Annotated in this window: 16 protein-coding genes and 3 pseudogenes; 8 read left to right on the top strand and 11 right to left on the bottom strand. The window is 44.7% G+C overall.

Going from position 1 to position 25,852, the window contains the following annotated elements:
- Positions 1-418: 418 nt before the first annotated feature.
- Positions 419-2,491, bottom strand: a complete 2,073-nt coding sequence (locus Q2J34_RS07215) for a type IA DNA topoisomerase (protein ID WP_300969741.1) — start codon at positions 2,489-2,491, stop codon at positions 419-421.
- Positions 2,492-2,512: 21 nt separating this feature from the next.
- Entirely contained in the window at positions 2,513-3,919 is a 1,407-nt protein-coding gene (locus Q2J34_RS07210; protein ID WP_300969740.1) for a DUF3945 domain-containing protein, read from the bottom strand.
- 280 nt (positions 3,920-4,199) lie between these two features.
- On the opposite strand from Q2J34_RS07210, the gene Q2J34_RS07205 reads away from it, so the two are divergent.
- Positions 4,200-7,385 carry a P-loop NTPase fold protein gene (locus Q2J34_RS07205; protein ID WP_300969739.1) on the top strand — a complete coding sequence of 1,062 codons (3,186 nt, stop codon included), beginning with the start codon at positions 4,200-4,202 and terminating at the stop codon, positions 7,383-7,385.
- Here the strand turns inward: Q2J34_RS07205 and Q2J34_RS07200 are convergent.
- The 6 genes and pseudogenes from Q2J34_RS07200 to Q2J34_RS07175 form a co-directional block, all read right to left on the bottom strand.
- A pseudogene (locus tag Q2J34_RS07200) lies at positions 7,342-7,641 on the bottom strand (conjugal transfer protein TraG); the annotation flags it as partial. The gene Q2J34_RS07205 and the pseudogene Q2J34_RS07200 overlap by 44 nt on opposite strands.
- 57 nt (positions 7,642-7,698) lie before the next feature.
- Positions 7,699-8,958, bottom strand: coding sequence for a DUF1302 family protein (locus Q2J34_RS07195; protein WP_300969738.1), 1,260 nt, complete (start codon positions 8,956-8,958; stop codon positions 7,699-7,701).
- Positions 8,958-9,540 (bottom strand): annotated as a pseudogene (locus tag Q2J34_RS07190) (outer membrane lipoprotein-sorting protein). Before Q2J34_RS07190 ends, Q2J34_RS07195 begins: the two are co-directional and overlap by 1 nt.
- Before the next feature lie 3 nt (positions 9,541-9,543).
- A pseudogene (locus Q2J34_RS07185) lies at positions 9,544-9,843 on the bottom strand (DUF4099 domain-containing protein); the annotation flags it as partial.
- 482 nt (positions 9,844-10,325) lie between these two features.
- Positions 10,326-12,023 (bottom strand): ABC transporter ATP-binding protein, encoded by a 1,698-nt coding sequence (locus tag Q2J34_RS07180; RefSeq protein WP_300970158.1) that lies wholly within the window; start codon positions 12,021-12,023, stop codon positions 10,326-10,328.
- A 2-nt stretch (positions 12,024-12,025) separates the two neighbouring features.
- Complete coding sequence (locus Q2J34_RS07175; protein ID WP_300969737.1) at positions 12,026-13,771, bottom strand: ABC transporter ATP-binding protein; 1,746 nt, start codon at positions 13,769-13,771, stop codon at positions 12,026-12,028.
- A gap of 205 nt (positions 13,772-13,976) precedes the next feature.
- Between Q2J34_RS07175 and Q2J34_RS07170 the strand changes: the two genes are divergently transcribed.
- The 4 genes from Q2J34_RS07170 (at position 13,977) to Q2J34_RS07155 (ending at position 19,131) form a co-directional block, all read left to right on the top strand.
- A complete protein-coding gene (locus Q2J34_RS07170; protein ID WP_300969736.1) occupies positions 13,977-16,352 on the top strand; it encodes a TonB-dependent receptor in 2,376 nt (791 codons plus the stop codon).
- Positions 16,353-16,370: 18 nt separating this feature from the next.
- Positions 16,371-17,552, top strand: a complete 1,182-nt coding sequence (locus Q2J34_RS07165; protein ID WP_300969735.1) for a hypothetical protein — start codon at positions 16,371-16,373, stop codon at positions 17,550-17,552.
- A gap of 129 nt (positions 17,553-17,681) precedes the next feature.
- Positions 17,682-18,662, top strand: coding sequence for a helix-turn-helix domain-containing protein (locus Q2J34_RS07160; protein ID WP_300969734.1), 981 nt, complete (start codon positions 17,682-17,684; stop codon positions 18,660-18,662).
- A 289-nt stretch (positions 18,663-18,951) separates the two neighbouring features.
- Positions 18,952-19,131: a hypothetical protein gene (locus tag Q2J34_RS07155; RefSeq protein ID WP_300969733.1), complete on the top strand. Its 180-nt coding sequence runs from the start codon at positions 18,952-18,954 to the stop codon at positions 19,129-19,131.
- A 10-nt stretch (positions 19,132-19,141) separates the two neighbouring features.
- Here the strand turns inward: Q2J34_RS07155 and mobC are convergent, their stop codons facing one another.
- From mobC to Q2J34_RS07140, 3 genes are all read right to left on the bottom strand, one after another.
- Positions 19,142-21,145, bottom strand: a complete 2,004-nt coding sequence (gene mobC / locus Q2J34_RS07150) for a conjugal transfer protein MobC (protein ID WP_300969732.1) — start codon at positions 21,143-21,145, stop codon at positions 19,142-19,144.
- 313 nt (positions 21,146-21,458) lie between these two features.
- The gene (mobB, locus tag Q2J34_RS07145) at positions 21,459-22,742 is read right to left on the bottom strand and encodes a conjugal transfer protein MobB (protein WP_300969731.1); all 1,284 of its coding nucleotides are present in this window, start codon (positions 22,740-22,742) and stop codon (positions 21,459-21,461) included.
- The gene (locus Q2J34_RS07140) at positions 22,742-23,152 is read right to left on the bottom strand and encodes a plasmid mobilization protein (RefSeq protein ID WP_300969730.1); all 411 of its coding nucleotides are present in this window, start codon (positions 23,150-23,152) and stop codon (positions 22,742-22,744) included. The genes mobB and Q2J34_RS07140 overlap by 1 nt, the downstream gene beginning before the upstream one ends.
- A 641-nt stretch (positions 23,153-23,793) precedes the next feature.
- On the opposite strand from Q2J34_RS07140, the gene Q2J34_RS07135 reads away from it, so the two are divergent.
- The 3 genes from Q2J34_RS07135 to Q2J34_RS07125 are packed head-to-tail and all read left to right on the top strand — an operon-like array spanning position 23,794 to position 25,843.
- Positions 23,794-24,585, top strand: coding sequence for a ParA family protein (locus Q2J34_RS07135; protein ID WP_300969729.1), 792 nt, complete (start codon positions 23,794-23,796; stop codon positions 24,583-24,585).
- Complete coding sequence (locus tag Q2J34_RS07130) at positions 24,582-25,091, top strand: DUF3408 domain-containing protein (RefSeq protein WP_300969728.1); 510 nt, start codon at positions 24,582-24,584, stop codon at positions 25,089-25,091. The genes Q2J34_RS07135 and Q2J34_RS07130 overlap by 4 nt, the downstream gene beginning before the upstream one ends.
- On the top strand, positions 25,088-25,843 hold the full coding sequence (locus tag Q2J34_RS07125) for a hypothetical protein (RefSeq protein WP_300969727.1): 756 nt from the start codon (positions 25,088-25,090) through the stop codon (positions 25,841-25,843). Before Q2J34_RS07130 ends, Q2J34_RS07125 begins: the two co-directional genes overlap by 4 nt.
- The last annotated feature ends 9 nt before the right edge of the window (positions 25,844-25,852 follow it).

Raw genomic sequence — 25,852 nt, 5'->3', positions numbered from 1 at the left:
ACGAAATGGATTGAGATACCTACCACAAGAATGGAAGTACGATTACTTGATGTCTTTGCTCTTCACGTGAATTGGTGGAGTCTAGTCTGAGTGGAAATGTTGCCCCCCCGTCACTCCACAGTTTCATCCGTATGGGAAAAGTTTCCCATAGGCTTGGCACTGGAGTTTCTTCCCCATGAAACTGCAGTTTCTCCCATATGAAACTAGAGTTTCCTCCGTATGAAACTGTAGTGCCACCCCCTATTGGGACTCGAGTTTCTTCCGTATAGAACTACAGTGCCAAGGCGTATTGGCACTGCATCTTTCCGCTAAGAAACTACAAAGGCTCCCCAATCGGCTTCCTATTAACTACGATAAACAAGTGGAAAGTGTCGTGAGAGATAGTTGTGGCACTGAGCTAAGTCGCTTGTGCGGGCTATCACTTCTTTCTCTTTTGCTCGAATTCAAATTTGGTCGAACTATCCTCTTGTAGAACCAATCGGGCATTGAACTTCTTACCTGCCTTGCTCGTCAAACCTTTCAAGATGGGAGTACGTCCCTTGGTTATGAGGTCTCGGATATTCTCTTCGGAGAGATACGTACCACATACTTCACGGAATATGTGGAAATCACAATCATCATTCTTGCATCTCGCCACCTTGGCATAGATCCCCACACTTTCACATCCACACTTAGGACAGTGATATGTAGGGTACCTTTGTTGTCTAGGTGCAGGTGTGAGTGAGAGCAACTCCTCGCAGATGGTGGAAACGTAGGAGTTGATGCCTTGTGCAAACTTACCAGCATCCATACTTCCTGCCTCGATTGCTACTAGTGCCACCTCCCATGCTCCGGTCATCTCCGCATTGGCAATGCGTTTATCCTTAACGATTTCATAGACGGCTAACCCTTTCTCCGTTGGGACTATGCTCTTCTTCTCCCTACGGATATAGTCACGTAGGATGAGTGTCTCAATGATGTTGGCTCGTGTAGCAGGTGTGCCTATGCCACACTCTGCCAAAGCCTTTTTACTTGCAACATCCTCTACCTCCTTGCCTGCATGCTCCATAGCCGAAAGCAGGGTCGCTTCTGTATAGAGTGGCTTAGGCTTGCTCTTTTGCTCGATTATGTCTGCTTGTTGCAGGGGTAAAGTTTGCCCCTCGGTCAAGTTGGGCAAAGAGGACAAAATCGGCTCGTCCTCCTCGCTCTCTTTATGCTCTTGAGAAGTGGTACTCTGTACTGATTTCCAACCCAAAGAGACTTGACGACACGCTTTCCAGACATAGCTGTTGGTCTCGTCCTTGAGTACTACCTGCATACGCTCCTCTTCAGAGTGCGCCGAGAAGGCTTCTGCGAAGCGGGTAACAATCATTTGATAAAGCGTGGTCTCATCTACCGACAATGCCGATGCGGTTTCTCCCGTGGGGATAATAGCATGGTGGTCGGTAACTTTGCTGTCATCTACGGAGTGGCGATTCAGCTCTTGGGGTAATGGTGTGTCAATCTTGCGAAGGAGGTCGGGAACTTCCTCAAAAACATCTTCACTGATATATCGGCTACCCGTACGGGGATAGGTAGTGAACTTCTTCTCATAAAGCGACTGTGCGAGGGTGAGGGTCTTATCCGCAGAAAAGCCGTGACGTACATTAGCCTCCTTTTGCAGAGCGGTCAGGTCATACAAGAGGGGTGGAGCTGTATGCGTCACCTTTCTTGTGACCTCTGTGACCGTAAGCGAGCCGATACTGCGCAACGAAGTGAGCGCAGTCTGGGCAGTAGCTTCATTATCAAAGTTCTGTAGGCTCACGGCTTTGATGGATAAGTCCTCGTCCTCTATCAACGCAATGAGCTTCCAATAAGGGACAGAGGTAAAGTCTCTATGCTCCATATAGCGATGACACACCATGGCCAAAGTCGGGGTCTGCACTCGTCCTAGAGAGTAGCCTCCACGGTAAGCAATGGAGAGAGCTCGGCTGGCATTGATTCCCATCAACCAGTCAGCTTCTGCTCGTGCTTGAGCTGCGTAATAGAGATGGTCATAATGACTCCCTGGCTTGATATTCGCCAGACCCTCTCGGATAGCTTTGTCAGTAAGGGAGGAGATCCATAGGCGATCAAATGGCTTGTGACTGTTTAAGTGTCGATAAATCCAGCGAAAAATGAGTTCGCCCTCTCTTCCGGCATCTGTTGCCACAATAATACGATCTGCCTGATTAAAGCAGGAGCCTATTGCCTTCAGTTGCTTGAGTGCTGCCGGGTCTTCGTGGTACTCTTTGTCCTTACGAACTTGTCGGACAATGAGCTGGAAGGGATTGGGGCAAATGGGCAACTCTTCTGCTTTGTAGTTAGAATAGCCGTAGGCTTCGGGCATGGCAAGTGTAATGAGGTGTCCCATAGCCCACGTGACGAGGTAACCATTTCCTGCTAAATAACCGTCTTGCTTGCTGGTTGCTCCGACAATGCGGGCAATATCTCTCGCTACCGAGGGCTTCTCAGCAATAATACATGTTGTCATAGTCTTTGAATAGATTATGGGTTACATCTTACGTCCTCGAGACTTCTTCTGCTTGTTCTCGTCCTGCTTCTGCTTTTGTTCAGCAGTGGGTGCTGTTTGCCCCTTTTTCAGAGGCTCTTTCACCTGCTTGGTAGCTTCGTTGGTTTTGCCGTGGTTATTCACGGCTACTTGCATCTTGTGTTCTTCCGCCACGGCTTCGACCTTACCCGTTCCTTGCTTCTTGTCAGGGTTCCATTTGTAGAAGCGTGGGCGGTTTTGCTCTTTGTCCATACGGACATAGGCATTGAAGGGTTGCCCCTCTTTATCGATCATATTTTTGAGATAAAGTGTGCGACCGTTGTCTAAGGCTTCTCGTTGCTTCTCTGACAACTCTAGACCACAAAGCTTGCGAGGTGCCTTGTCTTGTTGACGATCTTGTCGCTGTTCCTGACGCTCTTTGAGACTCTTGTTCTCTCCGAAGATGAACTCAATGCCTTTCTTCTCTGCATTGACCTGAAGCGTAGCATCGAAAGACTTGCCACTCTTAGCGGTCATTCCTTCTACTTTCACCGCTTTGCCTTCAACTAGATCTTTGTATTGCTGGTCAGAGAGCGTGACGCCTTTGATCTCTTGCGGAATGCTTACACGGTCGGCACGCAAGGCGATAATCTCGTTGGTCTGTGGGTCGATGGAGACGTAGGCGGCAAAAGGCTCTCCGCTCTTGGGTGTTACTTCGATGGTTTTACCGAGATTGCCGGTTGCGAGTAGTTGTTCCTTCTCTTCGGGGGAGAACTTGTAGCCCATATAGGGATAGTCGAGTTGTGGCTCTTTACGCATAGCGTGTATGGCTAACCCGATATTGCCCTCATTATCTGTGCGGAAGGCAAGGCGAGCCTCTGTGTAGATAGTAGTATCTCCAATGGGGATGGCTATGGTCACGAGGTTGCTCTTCTGCCAATTGAGCATCTTCTCTAGCTCTCCACTCTGCTCTAACCGCTCACGGGAGAGTCCGAGACTGTCGAGCATCTTCCAGTCTACCTTGTCTGCATCAATGGCTGTACTCTTCTTCTGCTGTGGCAGATAGTCTTCAAAGGGTACACCAACCTCTGCCAACTGCTGTCTGCTTTCGGGAGTCTCTCGGCTTTGAAGCAGAGTACGCAGGTTATCTACGCCTTGCTCCACATTGCTCGCCAACACCTTGTATAGCCCGAAATGGGAGGGGTTATTGAACTGCTTGAGGAAGTTGGTCATGAAGTTCTTCAGCAGTCCATCCTTGCTATTGAACCTCAAAAAGGCTGCTTGGTTGGCTTCAAGAGGCTCAGTCGTTTTGAGCTTGCCCTTATCATCAATCCCCGAAACGATGGTGAGTTTTCCCGCTTCATGCTGGTTCTTTACCTCGGTGCGATCCTCTAAGACCAGCACGTAATTGTCATTGCTATTTGCTTCCATAAATCACTCTGTTTGATTTGAATAATACCTTTCAGACAGCAAATATATAGGATAAAATGACCTCTTCTAAGTCCCAAGGAATTATAAGGAAAGGAAGTGATGAAAAAGAAAATTCGCCCAAACATTTCAACTTCAAGATTATCTGCCCTAAAATGAGTACATTTGTCGTACTAGATGGGAAGACTATTGGAAAACATATGGCTACTAAATTGTTGAAAAATAAGATATCACAGTTTAAGTCTACAGCTGACTCAACACTGGTCAAAAAAAAGAGGTAATTATGGCACAATTCAAATTTATATCAAATGAGCCATGCGGGAAAGATTTATTTGCAGGTAAAGCACACGAATCCACTGCCAAGCAAATAGCAAATCTTTTAATAGAAGCCAAAAGCTCTCTTATGATAGGTCTAGAAGGGGGCTGGGGGACAGGGAAATCCAATCTCATTTCTTTAGTTCAAAAAGAAATGAGAGAAAACTCCCCTCTCTTTTTCACGTATGATGCCTGGGGACATCAAGATGACTTGACAAGGCGGTCAATTTTAGAGGAACTTACTTATTACATCTGCAATAATGAGCAAGCTTCTCAAGCATTGAAGGGAAGAAAGAAAGATGTTTGGAAAACAAAGTTAAAGAGCCTTCTCTCCAAAAAAAGGGAAGTTCGAACTACAGACATCCCAAAAGTTAGTGTAGGGATACTTGTTATTACATTAGCCATTATATTAACACCCATTTTCTCTTCAATAGCTGATTCTCTGCCGGCATCAACCTATTGGTTCATAAAACCAGTATTCACGGCTATTCCACTACTCATTACCCTTGTTTATATTGTCGTTCGATTTTGTAAAATGAAAAATAGAAGTTGGAAACTACTATTGGAGGAGCTGGTTTCTCTTTACAAGGAGAAAACTAAGGAAAACACGACCTATGAAGAGGAATTTGCTGCAGAACCTTCATCTAAACAGTTTAAGGATTGGATGAAAGAGTTAGATGAGGATTTACAAAATAAGCTTGTTATTGTATTTGACAATATGGATAGACTTCCATCGCATAAAGTTCAAGAATTTTGGGCAGCTATTCATAGCTTTTTTGCGGAGGTCAAATACAATAATATTCAAGTAATAGTTCCCTTTGATCGAAAACACATTCTTGTTGCCTTTTATCCTGAGACCATAGCCTTAGACACAGAAGATGAAATGAAAACATTTTACGGCAATGATTTTATCAATAAAACATTCGATGTGGTTTATCGTGTTGCTCCTCCAACAATGAGCAACTGGAAAGGATATTTAAGCTCAATGTGGAAAGAGGCTGTAGGAGAAGAACTCTCCCAAGAAAGTTCTATTACACAAATATATGATTTGATGACAGAGTCGAAGTCACCTCGTAAAATTATCTCTTTCATCAATGAGTGTATCACATTAAAAAACAATCAGTCGTTTAATGTGCCAGACGAATATATTGCTCTTTATGTTGTAGGCAAGTATTCAATTCAACAAAATCCCTATGACGAACTCTTAAATCTTAAATTCTGCGACCCTCTTGCCTATAAGTATCGAAATGAAGAGACATCAAAATTTCTTTCAGCTCTTTATTTTCAGTTGCCAACAGAAGAAGCTCTTGAATTAATTTACACAGATCAATTAAGAAGAGAATTAGATAGTGGGAAAAGCGATTTACTTCTCAAGCTCGAGGATAGCACTCTTCTCAATGACTTATTAGAAAATGCCATTGCAAAAGTAAATAACCCTCAGTATGCTACAAATGCTCTGACGCAATCGGGACTAACAATTGAGGTCAAATTTTGGGACCAACTACTTATGAAAACTCAGGCAGGTAAAGACGGCATAAGCCTCAAAGATTATCAAATAGAATTGCTGAAGCACACGTCAAAGAATAAAGCTCTTACTCATCTAAAAATGATGATAAAACACCTTTATAGTGATGTGTTGATACAAGAAGATGGAGATAAAGAGCTGAAAATACAAGGCTCTTGTCTAGTCGATGCCGTAAAGCTGTATGATAGCGTTGCAAATCTTAGCGATAAGCTAAGAGAATTTGACTATCTAAATCCGTTTAACCTCCTCAGAAAAACCTATACGCACCCTGAATGCTATATCGATTTTATAGAAAAAGCAAAAGAAGAGCATTCAAAATACTTAATAGAATGCCCTGAAGACAAAGTGGACGATTATCTATCTAAACTTCCTGTTGAAAGGTTAAACACCTTAGTGGCCGTTCCATATCTAAAGCACGAACTTCCTAAATACCAAAAACTATTACAAAGTCAAATCACAGAAGTCGAAGTATCTGATGAAGCCAAAACTCTACTTAATAGATGGGTTGAGTTAGAAAGCATACTACCCACACTGCCTAGTGACAACAACATTGATAATTGGTTTTCTGAGTGTGAGAAAGAGGGGCCTTTCTATTACTATTTAGTTTCAATACGAATGGCTAAAGGGGAGTCGTACACTGGAAGTGAGTTTGATTTACTTAGCGAAAGTGCTAATGAGCAAACAATAAAAACAATCGTTAATCATATTGAGTCGTTTATATCTTATGGAATGCTGTTATTAGGGTGCGAAAAAATGGCCCAATATCCTATGTATTGTCAGGTAGTGCAGTATATGATTTCAAACAAACTAGGAAAAGAAGAAAATTCATTGCCAATAGACGCTCTTCTTCCAACGTACAGTTTCTTTGTTAAGACACTTAAGATTAAACTGCTTGACTTGCTTCAAGACTGGAGCCGTTGGAAAGACGACTATGAAAACAAGATAACGATAGAGAACATTTCAAATGTACCTATTGCTTTCTTTGACGAAACTAGAGACATGAATAACATTGGTATAGTGTATCATTGCAACAGCACGGCAATCAACTATATGCAAAAAACAGAAAGCGCTGATTGGGAGGATAACTTCAAGAGAAAAAACACGCAATATCAACTGCTAATTACAACTCGTTCAAACATACCAAAAGCTTATGAAGCTTTTAAGGCTACCATAACGAATGAGTTTAAGGATCAAAGTCGCATAGTTGAAGATGATGTTTATCAAAGTTTGGTAGAGTGCTTTGAGAGTCAAGGCAAAGATTGGTCTTCTGTCTATAAAAACATTCGAGATATGTATGCTAGCTCAGGTGAAAATATAACAGAACAACTTTTTGTTCGTTATGGCCACAACATTATCAACAAAGCATGTCTTATAGACACTCCTGAATCTGTAAGGACTCTTTTACCAACTTCACTTCTAAAAAACGAATTAACACTATCTATTATCACGAGTAACACCTCACAAGTTGTAGAAATAATAAAGCATGCTAGTAGAGACTATGCGACAGAGTTTATTGTTGAGATCAAGTCTGTACTCGAAGTTGAGAAAAACAAAGAGTTGGCAGAATTATTGCACTTGCTTGAAGCTAGTCCAACTTCAAAAGAGATTTCAGTTGCGAATCGTTCTTAATTCTCTCAATCTCTCTATCTACGAGGGATAGCACCTCCTGCTTGACTTGGCGATAATTGGCTTCAATAGTCTCTTTGAGACTGTCGGAGCCATTTTCGTTTGTGAAGTCGGCTATGATGGGGATAGGCTGGTAAGCTTTCGTTTCAGCAGAGACCTTGGCAACATCCACAACGATCTCAGCGTGGAAGATTTTCTGATCGATGCGTTCATCGAAATTGTCAGAGACAGTTCCAACGAACATACCCTGAGTGGGGTTGCGTTTCTATTGTTGTGCTATTCAGCTGGTGTCGTCTGCTTTGCTCATTACATTCGATTAAAAGCTATATTTTGCCTTCGCCCATACTTCTGAATTGTTTTTGTACGTGCTGAAGATACCTTCATCGCCTCCAAACCAATCATACCCGAGAGAGAGCTGAATGAAGTCATTCAGAGAGTAGGCGGCAGTAAACCGACTAAACCAACCTTTATGCTTGAGGTCGAAATAGGTGAAGTTGGAGAGTTGTAGGGTGTTATCCAACAGCTTTTTCGACACATTGAGCGTAAGGAGTGAATTGTGACGAGGCTGTGCAATCCGGTCTTCGTACTTTAGGATGCTTTCAGAAGAAAACTGTGCCATCACCACCCAATCTTTGGGGGCATACCAATCGATACCCACGAGATAATTCACAGTGTTGAATCCTTTTTGTTCCTGATCAGACGCATCAGGTCTATAGCTGAAATGCTTCCCCACATTGAAGGCTGCTTCTCCTCGTAATACCAGTTGCCCTAGAGGTTTGGATATGTCTCCTCCGAAAAATCCCATTCGGTAGTATTGCGGAGAAACGACAATGTGGGTATCTGTAGGGCGATACGTAAACACGGGCATCTTGTTCCACGTATGCAATGCGGAGAGCGAAAAGTCCACTCCAGGCAAGGTAAAAGAGAGCTTTCCGCCATACTCAATATTGGCAAAATGAAGACTGGGGTGGCTCCCGTTTTCTTCCCAGGCAATAGGCAGTGGGCTATCTTTGGGCAAAATGCACCATGGATTTATTGCGTCGGTAGGTAGTTTATACCCTTCAAAGGTTGGCACGGCAAGCAGTTCCAGTTTCATTTTGTCGTTAAAGACGAAAAAGCGTAGGGCATTGACTGGCATCCGAATGTCATCATAGTCTTGTGCCAAGAACTCTGTCATATCCATAGGAGAGACCAAGTCGGTAATACGCACACCGTCTGCCGCTCCCCAAATGACCAATTGTCGCCCAAGGCGAAAGCCCCAATGGTCATCTCTATGGTCAAGATACGCTTCCCGCAGTTCAACACCTGTACGCTCTTTTAATAATGCATTGTAAGTTGCGTTGAATGAGACAAAGAGCGAACAGCCTTCAAAACTTTTACCTATCTCTCCTCTTATTCTCGTGCGCGAAGACATAAAGTTGTTCGGTTTTTCGGAGCGAACGGCATGATAGGTATCCACAAATCCTTTGACTTGCCACGATGAAGCTTCCTCTTCTTGGCCCCATGCGATATGCAGGGGCAAGAAGAGAATAAACAGCAACAAGAATTTTGCTGAATGATTAGTTGTATCTGTCATTAGAATCGGCCTTTTTCCAAAGTGCTTACACTGAATTGAGCCTCGTTCATAGGGGTATTGAACTTGGGATCCTTAAACTCAAGAATCGTCTGATGGTTAGTCTGAACATTGGTCATATGCAGTTTTTTTCGCAATCCAAAAACCAGAAACCTTCGCAATGTCCGACAATTCAAGGCGACGGAGTAGTTTTCCCATCTTGTCGTAGTTCTCCACCTTAATGGCGATAAGGCAGTCTTGACGAATCTACGCCACCTTTCTAGAGTAGATCTCACGTTTGTCTTTAGGCGTGTATTCCAGTTTCCAGCACTTGTGTCCGCCAATAGTCTCTTCGCCCAGCAACTGGTGGGAGTCTTCGTCTACATTGCGACTGCCCATATCGTCATAGGTGAAGTCACTGCCCATAAAGTAATCCTGCTTGGCGGAGGAGCCACTGATGCGGCGGGTTTTCTTCATAGCGGGCAAGTAGAGCCATCTGTCATCGTCTTTATCTGGATTGTCGTAGTCCCAGGTGAGAAAGCCCGTTCCTTTCAGGGCTTTCTTGTCCTCGTCGGTGAAGGTATGCCCGAAGAACTCCTGTTCCAACTGCGGCTCCTTGCGGATGGCGTGGACAACGGGGATAAATCTGCCGTCCTCTGTCTCACGCAAAGAAAGGCGTGCGTCCGTATAGAGGGATACATCTCCAACTTTTACGCTGATGGGGACAAGGTGGGGTGATTTTCGGTATTTTAGCATGGCTTCAAGTTCCTTGCTCTTTTCAAGGCTCTCACGGCTCACGCCCATCTTGGAGAACTGTTCCCAGTCAATCTTCTCGGGGTCTATCTCCTGAAAGGTCTGCTTCTGCTCTCCTGCATAATCCGAAGGATTAACACGGGCGGAGTCTAGCATCTCCTTGTTGGAGGGGACATCCGGAGCTTTGAGCATCTCGGCGAGAACCCGTGCGCTGGCAACAACACCCTCGAAGGGGACTTTGAAGAAGTGAAATTGTGTGGGGTTCTTGAACTGCCGCATGAAGTTGGAGAGGAAATTCTCCAAGGCATTGCTGTGCTTGTCGAACTTCAAGAAACTCTGCTCATGTTCGGCGGTAGGCGGTACAGTTTTCAGTCCGCCTTTCTCGTCCGTCCCTGAGACGGCTTTGAGATTCTCGTCCTTGGGGTCTTTCACCAAAAGGACTTCTTGGTCTTTGATTTTTTCGTCCATATTACAATGTATTTAATAACACCAACAGCGGTGCATGGGCAAAGGTAAATCAAAGAAACCGTGCATGTTAGCAGTTGAAAATAACTGCGCACTTGTGGCGTTGATATGGATGGAAGTGGCAAAAAAAGAGGTATGGCTCAAACCATACCTCCATATTTTTATTGATTAAATTACTGCATCGCCAGCAATTTGCAGTACATTCCGTCATGGGCTGCAAGTTCTGCGTGCGTCCCATTCTCTACAAGGTGTCCTTTGTCCATCACAATAATCTGATTAGCATTACGGATGGTTTGCAAATGATGGGCGATGACCAAGACTGTGCGATTTCGGATAAGGGTGGACATCGCCTGCTGTATCTTATATTCATTAACAGGATCGACATTGCTCGTTATCTCGTCCAAAAGAATGATGGGAGCATCTTTGAGGAACGCACGGGCGATTGAAAGCCTTTGTTTCTGACCTCCGGATAGCCCCAAACCGTTTTCTCCTATTTTTGTTTCATAACCTTCCGGCAGACTGATGATAAAGTCGTGTATCATCGCCCGTCGTGCCGCTTCCTCGATTTCTTCCTGCGTAGCATGTTGATTGCCCACTTTGATATTATTGGCAATGGTATCTGAAAAGAGAATAACATTCTGCATCACCACACTGATTTTGCCGAGTAGATAATCATAGTCCATTTCTCGAATGTCTATACCACCGATACGAATACTGCCGATCTGCGGTTCCCAGAAACGGAGTAACAGGTTGGTAATGGTTGTTTTACCAGAACCTGACGAGCCAACAAGTGCCGTTACCGTTCCTTCGGGAACATGGAACGTGAGATCTTTCATCTCAAAACCTTCCTTCTCATAATGGAAACCAACTTTGTCAAAGGAAAGATTGAAATGGGTTGCTGTTTTCGGCTGTTCAGGATTGGTGATAACAGGGGCATTCAACAAATGGGAAATGCGTCCGTAGCTATCCTTTACCTTGATGTAATTCAGCCAATGACTTTCCATATTGACAAAAGGCTTGTAGAATTCTCTTGAAACGATGACGAACATTAGATAAGCGAAAAGAGAAAGTTCCCCTTGTTGCGTCCACCAAAGACCGATTGTAGCCATCAGAGCGAAAGCCAATTCTATCAGAAAAGTGTATCTGCCCACACTCACAGCTGCCAAACGAGAAATATTCTTACTGCTTTCTCCAAATTCATTAACAGAGTGGTCCAATCTGTCACGGAACATTCCTTTTCCACCAAATACTTTTAGCACGGGTATGCCCTTGACGTATTCCACGAAGAGACTGACCATATCCGCCAGATTATCCTGTGCCTCCTCCTGTGCTTTCATTCCCGAACGAATGCCCCGATACAGAGAAAATAGGGCAATGGGAAGAATGACTACCATCGTCAATCCCATGCGCCAGTCCACACAGAACAGCCCGATGCCGAGTATCAGAGCTACAATGAAGTCGGCGGACATTCGCGTCCAAAGATGCCCCACCACCATCTCCATATTATCAACGTCTTTGTGAATGACTGTACTTATCTCTCCCAGACGCTCATTGGTATAGAAACCGAGTGAGAACATTTTCAGTTTCAATATGATTTTCTCGCGGATACGTTCCACAAGATCAAATCCAGCAAAATGCTTGCTCATATCGGCAATGGCATTGGATATGGTTTTCAAGACCAGCAGACTACCGAGTACCCATGCTGCCGAAATGAAAGAGATGCTTTCTCCCTGTATATGACGGTCGATGAGAAACAAGACTGTGAGCATTATCGCCGTGCCACAAAGGGCATAAACCACGAAAAACAGTGCGGAGATAATTAGATGCCGCACTCCGCGAGCGGTCAATTCATTCAGTATATTGCGTACCATTCTTATTCCTCCTCTTCTTTTAATTGCCATTTACTTACTTGTTCTTGCGTTTCCGTCATATTGCGGTACAGAGAACAGTCTTTCATCAGTTCTCGGTGTGTTCCCTTCGACACAACCTGCCCTTTGTCCATCACAACAATACGCTCCATATCCTGAATAGTATTGAGACGGTGAGCAATGGTAATGACGGTCTTGTTGCGCTGCAATTCATCAAGAGCTTCTTGGATTAGTTTCTCATTCTCTCCGTCCAATGCGGCAGTGGCTTCATCGAGAATAACTATTGGAGAGTCTTTGAGCAACATTCGGGCGATGGAAATACGTTGTTTTTCTCCGCCAGAGAATTTTACGCCGGCTTCGCCTGCCAGCGTATCATAACCATTCGGCAAGCCCATGATAAAATCATGAATACGAGCACGCTCTGCTGCCATTTCCACTTCCTTTTGTGTGGCGGTAGGTCTTCCTATGCGGATATTATCCCGAATAGTTGTGTTAAAGAGAAAAACCTCCTGCTGTACCATCGAAAAATAATCTGCGATATTACGTTCGGAGAGTTCCGTAATATTCTCTCCTCCCAGTCGGATAGTACCTGTTTGGGGTTGCCAGAACCCCATCATCAAACTTGCCAGTGTGGTTTTTCCCGACCCTGACTCGCCTACGATAGCAGTATGGCTTCCTCTCGGAAATTGAAGACATACATCTTTCAGCGCATTGTCTTCCTTGTTTGGATAGGAGAATGTAACATGCTCGAAACAAACATCCGTCTGTGTCGTATCTGTTTTCTTGTCCGCAGTTTCCTTTGCCTGTACCTCTGTAATGGACTGTACTTTTGCCAACGACTGACCATAGACGATTCGGAAATGTTGGAATGTTGCCAACTTAGCAAAGGAGGACGAGAACAGTCCGCCCAATATCAGGGCAAGGATAAAACGTGCCACCGTCAGTTCGCCCGAAGTCACCAGCCATAGCCCGACAAGAGTCATTACCACGATACCACCTTCCAAGAACATTGTTATCAATGTCATGGGAACGGTAACGCTAAACATGCTCCGCTTTACCCAACGGATGTAGTCGCGCATACCGCCAAGTACCCGTTCCGTTCTGTTTTCCTCGTTACTGAAGGCTTTGATTACCGATATGGTGGCCACATATTCCAAAAGATCTTCCGACATTTTTTGCGTACTTTCCATAAAGTGTTGAAAGCTCTTTCCCCAAAGTGTTTTGACAGCCATTTGCAGAAGAAAAGCCACAGGCAAAAGAGAAATGAGCGACAGCCCCAAACGCCAGTTCAGCACCATAATGATTATCCAGAGTAAGGCAGGAAAAAGCGTAGCCGAAAGGATTTCGGGTAATCCGTGTGCCAAATAAATTTCAATTTGTTCCACATCGTGGTTGATAATATTCACTAAGTCTCCCACTTTCCGCTCTTGGAAGAAACCGAGTGGCAAGCGTTGTAGATGACTAATGATACGTAACCTCAATCGTGTAAGGGCATTGTAAGCCGACTGGTGTGCACGCCAAATCGAGGTTCCATAGAATACGCCCCGAAGCAGTGAGAATAGTATCATTATTCCTCCAATACCCCAAACTATTATGGGAGAGAGTGTGCCATTCATCAACTTGTCCACTGCCCATACTACAAGCAGTATAGGGAGTGTACCAAAAATAAGGTGCAATATGACCACTGCATTGGAGAGCAGGCTGCGGCTCTCCCGTTCCTCTTCGAGAGGCTTGACTTTTTGTTTATCCATATATCTGTCGTTTTGATTTTTCTGAGGTGCAAAGTTACAGCGACGAACAGAAGTAAAACAACCCGAATGAGCATAATACTACCCGGAAATGATAGTTCGGTATATATAAAACTCAATAGGGGCATAAGTGTGGATGGTAGGGTTATTCCCTTATTTGATAGGTGCGTAATTTTGCACGAGTTCTAACAAACAGAACAGATAAGATATGCCAATCAGCTTAATGATCCATTTATATAAGAGACTGCTCGTTATCAGCTTTCTATTGTTGTGGTCTTATCCTATGTTTGCACAACTATATTCTACTGAAATTAAAGTTGTCGATGCAGAGAATGGAAACAACTTAGAATTTGCCACGGTGCAATGGAAAAATCTGGGAGATACAACATACAAGAACGGTACGACCACCAACAGAAAAGGAGTGGCGAAACTAAATACGACAGCCCATCAAAAACTGGTATTAAGGGTAAGTTATGTAGGTTATCAGACAATTACCGAAACGATCACGGCAAATGAGAAGCGTCATACCCTGAAATTACGTCCGGACTCGACAGAATTGGCAAATGTGGTAGTCTTCGGAAAAACAAAAGCACAGGTTATCAGAGAGTCGCCCGAAGCGGTTTCAGTGATAAATGCAAAGGAATTGCAAGGTCGTTCCGTTTCTTTAGAAACCATCTTGAACAAGACCATTGGTTTGAAGGTCGGGCAGACTGGTGGTTTAGGAAGCAGTTCGAGGATTATCGTCCATGGATTGGAAGGCAATCGTATTCAAATCTTATGGGACGGAATACCTATGAGTACTTCTGACGGAGCTTTTTCTCTTGATGAGATTCCGATAGACATTATCGAACGGATAGAGGTCTACAAAAGTATTATCCCTGCCCGTTTTGGTTGCGATGGATTGGGCGGCGCCGTTAATATCGTTACGAAAGAGTTCAGTACGGACTATTTGGATGCCTCGTATGAATTAGGTTCTTACCAAACACACAAAGGAAGCGTCTTCTCTCGCAAGAACTTCCCTAAAAGCGGTGTTCTGCTTGGTGCGGGAGGTTATTGTACGTCTGCAAAGAATGATTATTCTTTTAGAGTACCCGAAAGAGAAAACTTGTTGGTGAGGCGAGACCACAACCGTTTTCGTTCGTATATGTTGAAAGGGAAAATAGCTTTTACAAAACTCTGGTTCGATGAAATCAGTACCGAGTTCGGGTACTATAACCGTTTCAATGAGATTCAAGGTGTTTTGAAAAACATTCAGCATGCCGAAAATCAATCGGGTATGTTTATGCTGGAAAACAAACTGATAAAAAGCAGGATGCGGAACAACCGACTTAACTTCGAGTCCCATTTCTCCCTTTCACATACAACAAACAATTTTGTGGATACTGCACGGGTTAATTACGATTTTGAGGGAAACATCTATCCGAGTCCGAATGGACAGGGAGAGACGGGAGACGTTCCTCACAACTCAAACGACAAAGGATTGGAAATCAACGAACGTATCAATTTTGATTACAAATTGTCCGCCAATCACAGTCTGAACCTGAACACACTCATCAATTACGCCCGAAGACAACCAAGCGATGACATTGCAAGTCAGCACACAGGGTTTATTATCGGAGGATTTCCCAGCAAAAAGACCAGTGTCGTTTCGGGCTTGACTTGGGAGGCGAAACTATTAGACAGGAAACTGACGAATATGTTCTCTGCAAAGTATTTCCATCTCCATTCCGAGATAGAGGACTTGACCTCGTACGAAATGATTGAAGCTCCGAAGAAAAAGAGCAATACGACATCACAAATCGGATTTATAGAGGCGGTGAAGTTAGAACCGTTCAGTGACTTTCATTTGAAGGCTTCCTACCAAAGGGCTATACGCCTCCCCAATTCGCAAGAACTATTCGGTGACGGTATCATCACCTTTCCTGCAGCCGGGCTGAGACCGGAGAAAAGCCATAACTTCAATATGGGCTTCTTGTTCGACAAAAACGACGTACTCGGGCTGTCGCGATTGCAATTTGAGGTAAACGGCTTTTATATGCAGGTAAATGATATGATAAAACTGATGAAACAGCACATGGCAGCCGGATATGTGAATGCGGAAAAGGTGCATATCAAAGGTATAGAGACCGAGTTGAAACTGGATATAACACCGACGCTCTATGCCTATGGAAATCTGACTTATCAGGATGTGCGCGATGCCTTGGAGTATTTACCCGGCACCCAAGCCCCCAATCCGACAAAAGGATTGCGGCTGCCTAATATTCCTTATCTGTTCGCCAACTTCGGAGCGGAATATCACAGCGACCGATTGTTCAAAAATTGGTATGTCAAGGCATTCTGGGACGGCAAATTCACCGAAGAGTTCTTCTACTTTTGGGAACTTACCGAATTGCAGAAACGGCGTATCCCTCGCAGTTTTACTCACGATATAGGTCTCTTTCTGACTTACAAAAAGAAATATTCCATCGCCTTGGAATGCCACAACCTGATGAATAAAGAGGTGTGGGATCAGTACCGCCAACCATTGGCGGGACGGACATTCCATCTGAAATTCAGGTATGTCTTCTCGAAAGGTATTTTATAACTATAAACATATATGATAATGAGAACAACATTTTTCAGTCGCGTAGCCCTTTCCGCTATGCTGGTCGGCTCCATAGGGCTGACGTCTTGTGATAAGAACGATGACCCCAAACCTACGCCCAACGAGGTGCAACAACATTTTGCCTTTGTGCATTATGTAGACAAAAGTGCTTATGTCGGTACATTCAGCGATTTAACTCCTCAAGCAACCGACAACAAGAAAACTTTTGAATTCGGGTTCGGATGCTATCTCTTCGCAAAAGGAAACACGGTACTTGTGCCCGAAGGGAAATTCGGAGATAAGGTACATAAGTTTACAAGAGGAGCTCACGGCGAGCTTCTAAAAGCAGGTACGATGACTTTCGAACAAATGGCTCAACCCGGGGAAATCAACTTTATTGACGAACAGCGGGCATACGTCGCTTTGCACGGACGTGGCAAGATTGCGTTAATCAACACCATGACATTGCAAAAGGAGGATGAAATCGACCTCTCGCCTTATGCCGTTCAAGACAATAACCCCGACCCCGGTTGCAATGTCATCCGTGATGGAAAAATGTACGTTGCCCTCAATCAACTCAATTCGCCTCATACTTCCGTACCCGGTACGGGTGCAGAGGTTGCTATTATCGACTTGAAGACGAAAAAGACGGAAGTTATCAAGGACAACCGCACAAGTGTTGTCGGATTGTTCCGCCATTCCGACGCATTCATAGACGAGCGGGGCGACATCTACTTTTACAGTGCGGGCAACAACTTCAACGTTGCCAACAAAGAGGGATTTCTTCGTATTCGCAAAGGAAGCGACAAGTGGGATGCCGACTACCTATTCAACCTATCGAAGACAACCATAAAAGGAATAGGCAAGACAGGGCAGTACATGATTAAATCTTACTACGCAGGCAATGGCATAGTGTATAGTTGTGTGAAAGTAACAGATACGGAGTTCGGTATACTGAACAAAGATTTTCAGCCCGTGAAAATTGATATTTGGAATAAAACCATCGAAAAACTCGATTTGCCCATGACCGACAGTAACGGCTCTTTTGCCATAACCCGCTACAAAAATTTCATCGTCTTCGGAATGACGTGCAATAACGGCACGGGCTACTATACCTACAACACCAAGACGGGCGAATGCTCTAAAACACCTGTTGTAACCGCGGTAGGAGTGCCATCAAGTCTGGTGGCGTTTGAGTAAGTCTTCCCAAAGATAATTTTCAGAGGATTCAAAAATCACCACGCAAAAAACAATACGGATAAAAACTTGATTTACCACTGGTTTTTATCCGTGTTCGTTTGTATCTTTGCAGAAAGATAATGAATTGACATGACCATAGAATTCTGTGCAATCAATAAGCCCGAAGATTGGATCGAGATGGTTGCCGAGCAATTCGGCACATCGATAACGAACGATGGTTTTACCGTTCCGCCTTCGGTTGGCAATGGATTTTTCAAACAATACTATCCGTTACCGTGGCTCACATTGACCTACATCAGCTTCATGGCATACGAACCGATGACAATGGTGCGTCGCTCGGTGGAAAACTCGAAATGGATTCCCGTGATGTTCTACATCAATGAACATAAGCACGAACAGATTATCGGCACAAGCACAAAAACGGTCGGAGTGGACACGCTCTACGGTATCTTTATGCCTTCAAGCAATATCCCTACGGAATGGACTTTCGATTCCAAACGGCAGTATGAAAACATCACATTGACTTTCAACAAGGATTGGATAGAGCAAATGGATACGGCGCATGAAACTTACATCGGTCGGATTCTCCAATCTGACAAGGCTTTTTATTTGTTTGAGACTATTACGCCTGCAATGCAGGAAGTATTGGATGGGATCAAATCAATTGTCGAAAGCAATACACCTTTCTCATCTCTCCATTTACATGGAAAGACAATAGAATTGCTAACGATGTACCTTGAAAAACTCGAAAAACGTTCGGAAGTAAAATCTCTTGCCAATCTGAACTTGAATGATGTAGAGACTGTTTTCCGAGTTCGTCGCCATATTCTTCAAAATCTCAATAATGTACCGAGCATTCCCGAGTTGGCACGTGAAGCGGCAATGAGCAGCTCCAAACTGCAAAAGTGCTTCAAGTTGGTTATCGGCAAGGCAATTGCCGAGTATGCCCTATCCGAAAAGATGGAATGGGCGAAACGACTACTCTCAACTCGTCTCTATTCTGTATCCGAAGTGGGCTATAAAATCGGATATGCCAATCTCAGCCACTTCACGGAGGCTTTCCGCAAATATCACAGGATAAATCCCAAGCAATACCTCGACTCTTTGTAAGTTTTACACAATAGGGATATTACTTGCCTTCTGAGACAATAGTGTCCTAAACGTTTTTACCGCAAATGTCAAGGGGCGATTGACCCGCTTGACAGCTATCTCACACCCTTTGCCCGCCAAAAACGTTTAGGACACTATTGGAGAAAATTCTTTTTTCTCACGATATACCCTTATCTTTGCAACAGGTTATTCGAGTTATGCAAAGCGTTGTATATCATTGTTGAAGATAGGTTGCTAAATCATTACCTACTGCATTTCACAACTCATTAGGCTATTGAAAGCCAATCATTTGAGCCTAAAAGATAGATTTTCTCCAAAAATGAAAAGAGATATGAGGCCTGCAAGAAGAGCTAGACAACACATTCTGGATGCTTTGGAAATAGATGGGGATGAAAAAGACTACAGAAACAGAATCTTTGTGTCAGCCAACTCTGATATGTTCCCCAAAAGAGATCGGAAGAGGGGCTAAGTATTCCAGACTACTCCTTCAGCAGATACTGGAGAGCAGGGTCAGCTTTGATACGAGCAGTCTCAGAGTCTACGAGGGATAGCACCTCTTGCTTGACTTGGCGATAATTGGCTTCAATAGTCTCACGCAGACTGTCGGAGCCATTTTCGTTTGTAAAGTCCGCTATGATGGGGATAGGCTGGTAAGCTTTCGTTTCAGCAGAGACCTTGGCAACATCCACAACGATCTCAGCATGGAAGATTTTCTGATCGATGCGTTCATCGAAATTGTCAGAGACAGCCCCAACGAACATACCTTGTGTAAGGTTACTAATCTTACTTGCAGGAATCAAGCTATCCATCTGCGTAGATATAGATGTGGACTTGTCGTTACGGTTGATGGTCATGGACTGCCGTTGCTGAAGCACTTTGCCGAAACGCTCGGAAAGCGTCTTAGCTGTTTCACCAACTACCTGTCCGCTAAAGACATTACCCACAGTGTTCTGTATCACCTTACTCTCCTTATCCCCATAATCACGGGTCAGCTGCGAGAAGTCCTGAAAGCCTAGACACACAGCGACTTTGTTACTACGAGCCGTAGCGATCAGGTTATCGAGACCACGAAAATAGATGGTCGGTAGCTCATCTATAATCACCGAGCTTTTAAGTTGATGCTTCTTATTGATAAGCTTCACAATGCGACTATTGTAGAGTCCGAGCGCAGCCGAATAGATGTTCTGTCGGTCGGGGTTGTTCCCTACCACAAGCACTTTCGGCTCATTAGGGTTGTTGATGTCGAGCGAAAAGTCATCGCCCGTCATCACCCAGTATAGGGCGGGAGAAATCATTCGTGACAAAGGGATCTTCGCTGATGCTATCTGCCCCTGCAACTGATCTTGTGCTCCACCCTCCCAAGCGTCCATAAAGGGAGATAGATAGTTGGCAAGCTCATCGTAAGAGGTGAGTATCGGGAATATCTGGGCATATGGTCGATTCAAGAATTCTATGGCATGTGGAAAGGTGCAATACTTCCCCTCCTCGTAAATCTTCAAAAACCAAATGATAGCTGCAAGCAAGATAATCGGTGACTCCACGAAGAAATCACCTTGCTTCTGAATCCACGAGCGGTTCAGATTGAGCATGATGGTGTAGGCACTCTCGTAAGCATCTGATATATCCGTCATAAAGGCTGGATTGATGGGATTACAGCGGTGCGACTTACGAGGGTCATCAAAGTTTATCACAAAGAACTGTGGTTGTACCTTATAAGCATCCAAATGGGTACGTAAATGGTTATAGGCAATCTCCGATAAGTCGGGGAACTTGTAGTCGTAGATGTACATCGCAAAGCCTTTCTCAATTTGCTGCTTGATGTAGTTATTCACGATAGCGAAAGACTTGCCCGAGCCAGGCGTACCCAAGACCATTGAAGCTCGAAACGGATTGACCACATTGATCCAGCCATTGTTCCATTTCTTCTTGTAGTAAAAGCGTGTCGGTAGATTGACCGAGTACTCGTTCTCCATCAGTCTCGTCTCCTGCATAAAACTCTCGTTCTCCGTATTGAAGACATCGTCCATAAGGTTGTTTTTCAGCAGGCGACTCATCCATACACCAGCCATCAGCAGGCAGATATACCCCACAGAGACTGTGAAGATGTAGAGCGAAGCTGCACCAACGACTCCAATCGGAAGTGCCAGCAGCCACCAATTGAGGAAGAATAGCACAAAGCCGATAGTCAGGACCGTCCAAATCTTAGCCCAAGTAATCTTCTCTTCCTTTACACCACGAGTCCCTAAGCAAGAAAGAGCAAGGAACAGCACACAAAAGAGCTTCGTCCAGAGAATCGAGGAGAAGAGTCCTGCTGTACGTTGAAAGTTCATCAGAATCTTATCTAGTACCGAGAGCGTCAAGCCCCAGGTGTGGAATGCTTCATAGCAAAACCAGTAGCAGTTGATGAGGAGGAACAGTACAGAGATCCCTCTCATAAAGTCCATAATCTTGCCCAATGCTCTCAAATCATCTTCTTGTGCCATAATTATCTGTTGTTTAATCGTTGTCTAATCACTATTTCGTCAAAGTCAAATGCGTAGGCTTCGCTGCTTTCCCTTTTCACCGAACTGTATCGTCACGGAGAAAATGCTAGATACCTACGTGACCATTTTCTATTTTCCACGGAGGGGCGATCTATTTCCTCGGAAGTTTCAGTCCATTCTTCCGAAGTTTGATTTCATTCTTCCGAACTATCACTCTGTCCTTCCGTGGAGATTTCTTCTTTCCTCCGTCTCTATTTTCGATTTCCTCCGTGAAGAGTGCGATGCCCTCCTCCTTATCATACCCTGCCTTGACTTACCTCTTCCTTCGTCTGAGATGAACCTTGCTCTGTCTGCGGAGCTTCCGTTGCCAAGCCGCCTCTTTCCAATCATCGTTGCTACTACCGAGTGGAAGGTCATCGACAATATCATCTACCAGCTCATCGACAAGGTTGTCTCCCTCGTCCGCATCTGACTGTAACGGTTGAATAGTTGGGACTTCTTCTTTCAATTGAGAGGAAGGAGTGCCATACAGCATTTCATCCATAAATGGATTGTAGGTCGGATTGGTGAGGTAGGCATTAAATGTATTGGCCGAGTACCCCTTGCCTAGTCTGGAGCCATTGAGTGCAATGCCATTCGCATCGTCTATGAACGTAATACCATAGATACGCCCTCTCTCATTCTTTCGGATAACCGTTCGCAAGCCTTGTTCTTCCAATCGATGTCGCAGTGCTTCCTCTGTCTGGGGAGAAGTACGCATTACTTGTAAGACTTTCTCCCTTACGGCTGGTATCAGTGGCTTGATAGCTTGCTTAGATTGTTGCATCCTATTCTGCACGGCTGTATAGCCCACACCACGACCAATCTCCGATGCATGGATGGGTGTACTGACCTTATCGCCTTTATCATCAGTCGGTACATAAACCAGTCCATCGTACTTCTGCCCTCGAAACACTGTCTTGACCTCTTCCACGGCAAGATTGTAGTGGGAAAGAATGGCATTGAGTTCTCCCAACGAACAAAAGCGGTAATGCTTCAGAACAGAACGAGCTATAGATGCTACCTGCTCTTTGATATTTCCTTTTGCCATATCCACCTTTGAGAGCTCTTGTAGTGGATTGTCTGTAACCTCTGTGCTGGGAATTAGATGGTACTTCTTCTCCAACGCATCCGTAATTTTCTTGCTTCGTCTGCCTTCAAACTTGTCATTGATCTTTCGACCATCACCATCTACCCTTAGCGATACGATGTGGATATGTTCACGGGCGATATCATTGTGCTTGAACACAATGTAGGGTTGCTTGCCATAGCCCAGAGCCTCCATATACTCCTTAGCTATCTGCGAGAGGGTTTCATCGGACAGCTTCTCGTCTGGATGCGGATTGAGCGAGCAATGGAAGACCGTTTTCTTTGTTCTACACTTTTCGGGTATCAATGCCTGCATATCTGCAAGTACCTCCGACATCGTATATTCGCCCGCTCTGTTTTGGTACAAGCCATGTGCCAGCAGAAGTGTTGCTTCCTTCTTATTCACCTTCTTGAAGTTGTAGCCGAGTGCACCCCCGAGGTTCTCCGTTGCTGAAATCTTGGCAATCATTACTTGCGATAATCAATGGTCAGAGAGACAGCCTGCTCCTGCAAAGCAATAATCTGAGCTGATAGTTGCTCCAGTTTCTCAAGCAGTATCTGAGCTGTCTTCACGCTATGATAGCTGTTGATGGCTCGTACAGCTTGGTTATACAGCACGCCTATCTTATGTATCTGGGCAGTCAATTCGGATAGCTTACGATAGTACTCCACGGCAGACTTATCTACCATTATCACCTTGAAATGCTCTCCCAATATCCTTGCTCGCACGAAGTCGGACTTCGTTTCCGCACCTGATTTATAGAACAAGTCAATCGCCCGTTGCTGGTCTTTCGGGTTGGGCAAGCGTACGTGCCAGTTGTCCCAACGAGGCTTATTCAGCTCTTTTCGCTTACGATCTCTTTCTGTCTGCTCATTCATCTGTTGTTTCTTCTGTTAATTACGACTTTGGAGTAATTCATCTCCCCTTCGGGGCAAGGTTTTTTGTGGTACAAACTGCGGTTTGTGTTACAAAGACACACCTTGCCAATATCAAGAAGTGATACGATGAAGTATCCACCCTACGGGGGTGTCTACTTCGGGGAGAAAAGCTCCACGACTTCTATCTGCTTGCAAAGTTACAGCGACCTTGTAACTAATTCACTATAAACGACATTCCTATGATTTCACTCCTTTTCCTCATGCTTCACTAGAGGTTGAGACTTAGGTTAAGAGCTAGTTATTTTGCAACCAAACTCAGTCATGAGTTAAGTCAATCTTGAGTTAAGTCAAAACCTAACTCTTGAGCTGAGTCAATTTTGAGTTGAGTCAAAACCGAACTCTTGAGCTAAGTCAATTTTGAGTTAAGTCAAAACCGAACTCTTGAGCTAAGTCAATCTTGAGCTAAGTCAATCTTGAGTTAAGTCAAAACCGAACTCTTGAGCTAAGTCAATTTTGAGTTGAGTCAAGAACTAACTTTTGAGTTAAGTCAAGAGTAGAGTTGAGACCTAACTCTTGAGTCAGATTTAGAGTGAAACAATCGCCCCATAGGCTTATAACATAAGTAGTAACCAAAGAACGATATGGACAGATCAAACAGCCGCCCGCTCTACTTAGGCTTCGCTTCACAAAAGGGAGGAGTCGGTAAGAGTACGCTAGCCGAAGTGCTAGCATCTATTTTATACTACGAGAAGGATATCCCTCTTGTCGTAGTGGACTGCGATGGCACGCAGGAGTCATTTTTCAAGCTCCGAGAGCGTGACAGAGATCTTATTGGAACCTCTCCAGACATAGGGAAGGAACTCCACGAGCGACTTGCCCAATATGGGAAGAAGTCTTACCAGATTATCCGAAGTAATCTAGAGCAGGCGATAAGCAATACAGAGCAGTACTTGAGTAAAGCACCAATAGCTCCCCAACTCGTCATATTCGACTTCCCAGGTCATGTAGCTACCAGTGCTATGATGGAGCTATCCATTATGATGGACTATATCATCTCCCCCATAGAGGCTGACCCGCAATCGTTGGCATCAAGCTTTGCTTATGCCAAGACAATCCAAGAGCTAGGTGTAGGCTTTGCAGAGTCTCAAATCCAAGATCTCTTTTTGCTTTGGAACAAAGTAAATCGCAGTGCCAGCACTATGGTCATCGAACTGTTCAGTCAGCATGCCCAAGAGCAGGGCTTGAAGATTCTAGACGCTCGTATCTACCATTCTGTTCGCTTCAGTCGTGAGTTAGCTCAAGGGGGTGTCAAGGGAGTCTTTCGTTGCTCTTACCTACCTCCAGCTACCACGCTACGCCCTCAGACAGGTGTGGATGAATGGGTCGAAGAGGTGATACAGAAGCTAGGTCTACAAAAAGGTTCAAGCGTATGAGCTCACTTAAAGAACAGCGAGAGCGACTGCTCCAAGCTAAGATGAGAGAGATGGCAAATATAGGGGTCACCAAGCGTACCGCAGAGAATATCCCGGACTTTGATGAGCCGATAGATTTGGAGGAAGAACCAACGCTTGAAGAGGAGTGTAATGCCGTCTCAGAGACCGAGGAGACAACAGCCTCTACTCCGACCACCTCTTCTCAAGCATCCCAGCGTCACAGCTCCAAAAAGAAGTCTAATCCTAGGAGTTGCTCATCGACACTAGAGTTTGCAGCGTACGAAGAGCGTTTCCTGACATCTGTACGAGATGGTCGCAACAAGTCTGGCTTCAGCATTCATACCGAAGTGCTACAGCTACTTCGAAATGTAGTGAGTGACCTCCGTGTAGAGACCTCCATCACAAGCTATATTGAGAACATCATACTGGATCACTTGAAAACGCACCAGGAGCTATTAAACCAAATCGCCTCTCAGCGGAGACGGAACAAGACTATTGACCTATGATTGAAGAGACATTGAGATGCTTATTGCTCTTATTAGGGATTGTGTGGGTGATTTTTGGCATCGCATATTGGCGGAGCCTCTTGAATAGCTCTAAGCAAGACCCTAAAAGAAAGGCTACAGCCAAGAAAGAGAATACGGGAAAAGCAGACTCCAATCAAGAGCGTAAGGAGCTTGTGAGAGACGAAATAGTCGGCAAGAGCAAGCCTTTTATTTCCTCATCTTTCCCTATGGTTCCTAAGAGTTCCTCGTCTGAAAAAGCGGACGATAATCCCGCTACATTTGCAGAGTTAGATAGTGATAAGTCAACGCATAGAGATGACGCTGCAGATTCTTTAGAAGCGGAAAGCGGAACTATCCCTGAGGCAGAAAACGAGATACAAGTTGCCTACACGATGGAGGATCCAGATGAGGAGAGCGTCCTGCGGGAGGAGTTACAAATTGCCAGCGAGGCGATGCCCGAACTCTCCCCGACCGCCATCCTAGCAAGAGATTTATCTCGGATTAGCCAATGGAGTAAGCAAGAGGATTCACTGACTAATGAAAATGAAGAGGAGGTGTGCCAGACGCTCCGCACCTTGCGAGGAACGGAGCTTATGGATCGGCTCAAAGAGTACACGCTACAAGTGGAGGAAGCTCACCGCAATCTCTTTGCAACCCTTCGGAAAGCTGAAGAGCTAGAAGAGGAACCCGCACCTTCCCAAGTAGAGGCCGAAGCGGGAGAAGAAGACAAACCGCTCTCTTACTACTTGTAACCCAACAAT

It is taken from the genome of Porphyromonas vaginalis (assembly GCF_958301595.1).
Taxonomy (GTDB): Bacteria; Bacteroidota; Bacteroidia; order Bacteroidales; family Porphyromonadaceae; genus Porphyromonas; species Porphyromonas vaginalis.
This window is presented reverse-complemented; position numbering and strand designations above follow the sequence as displayed.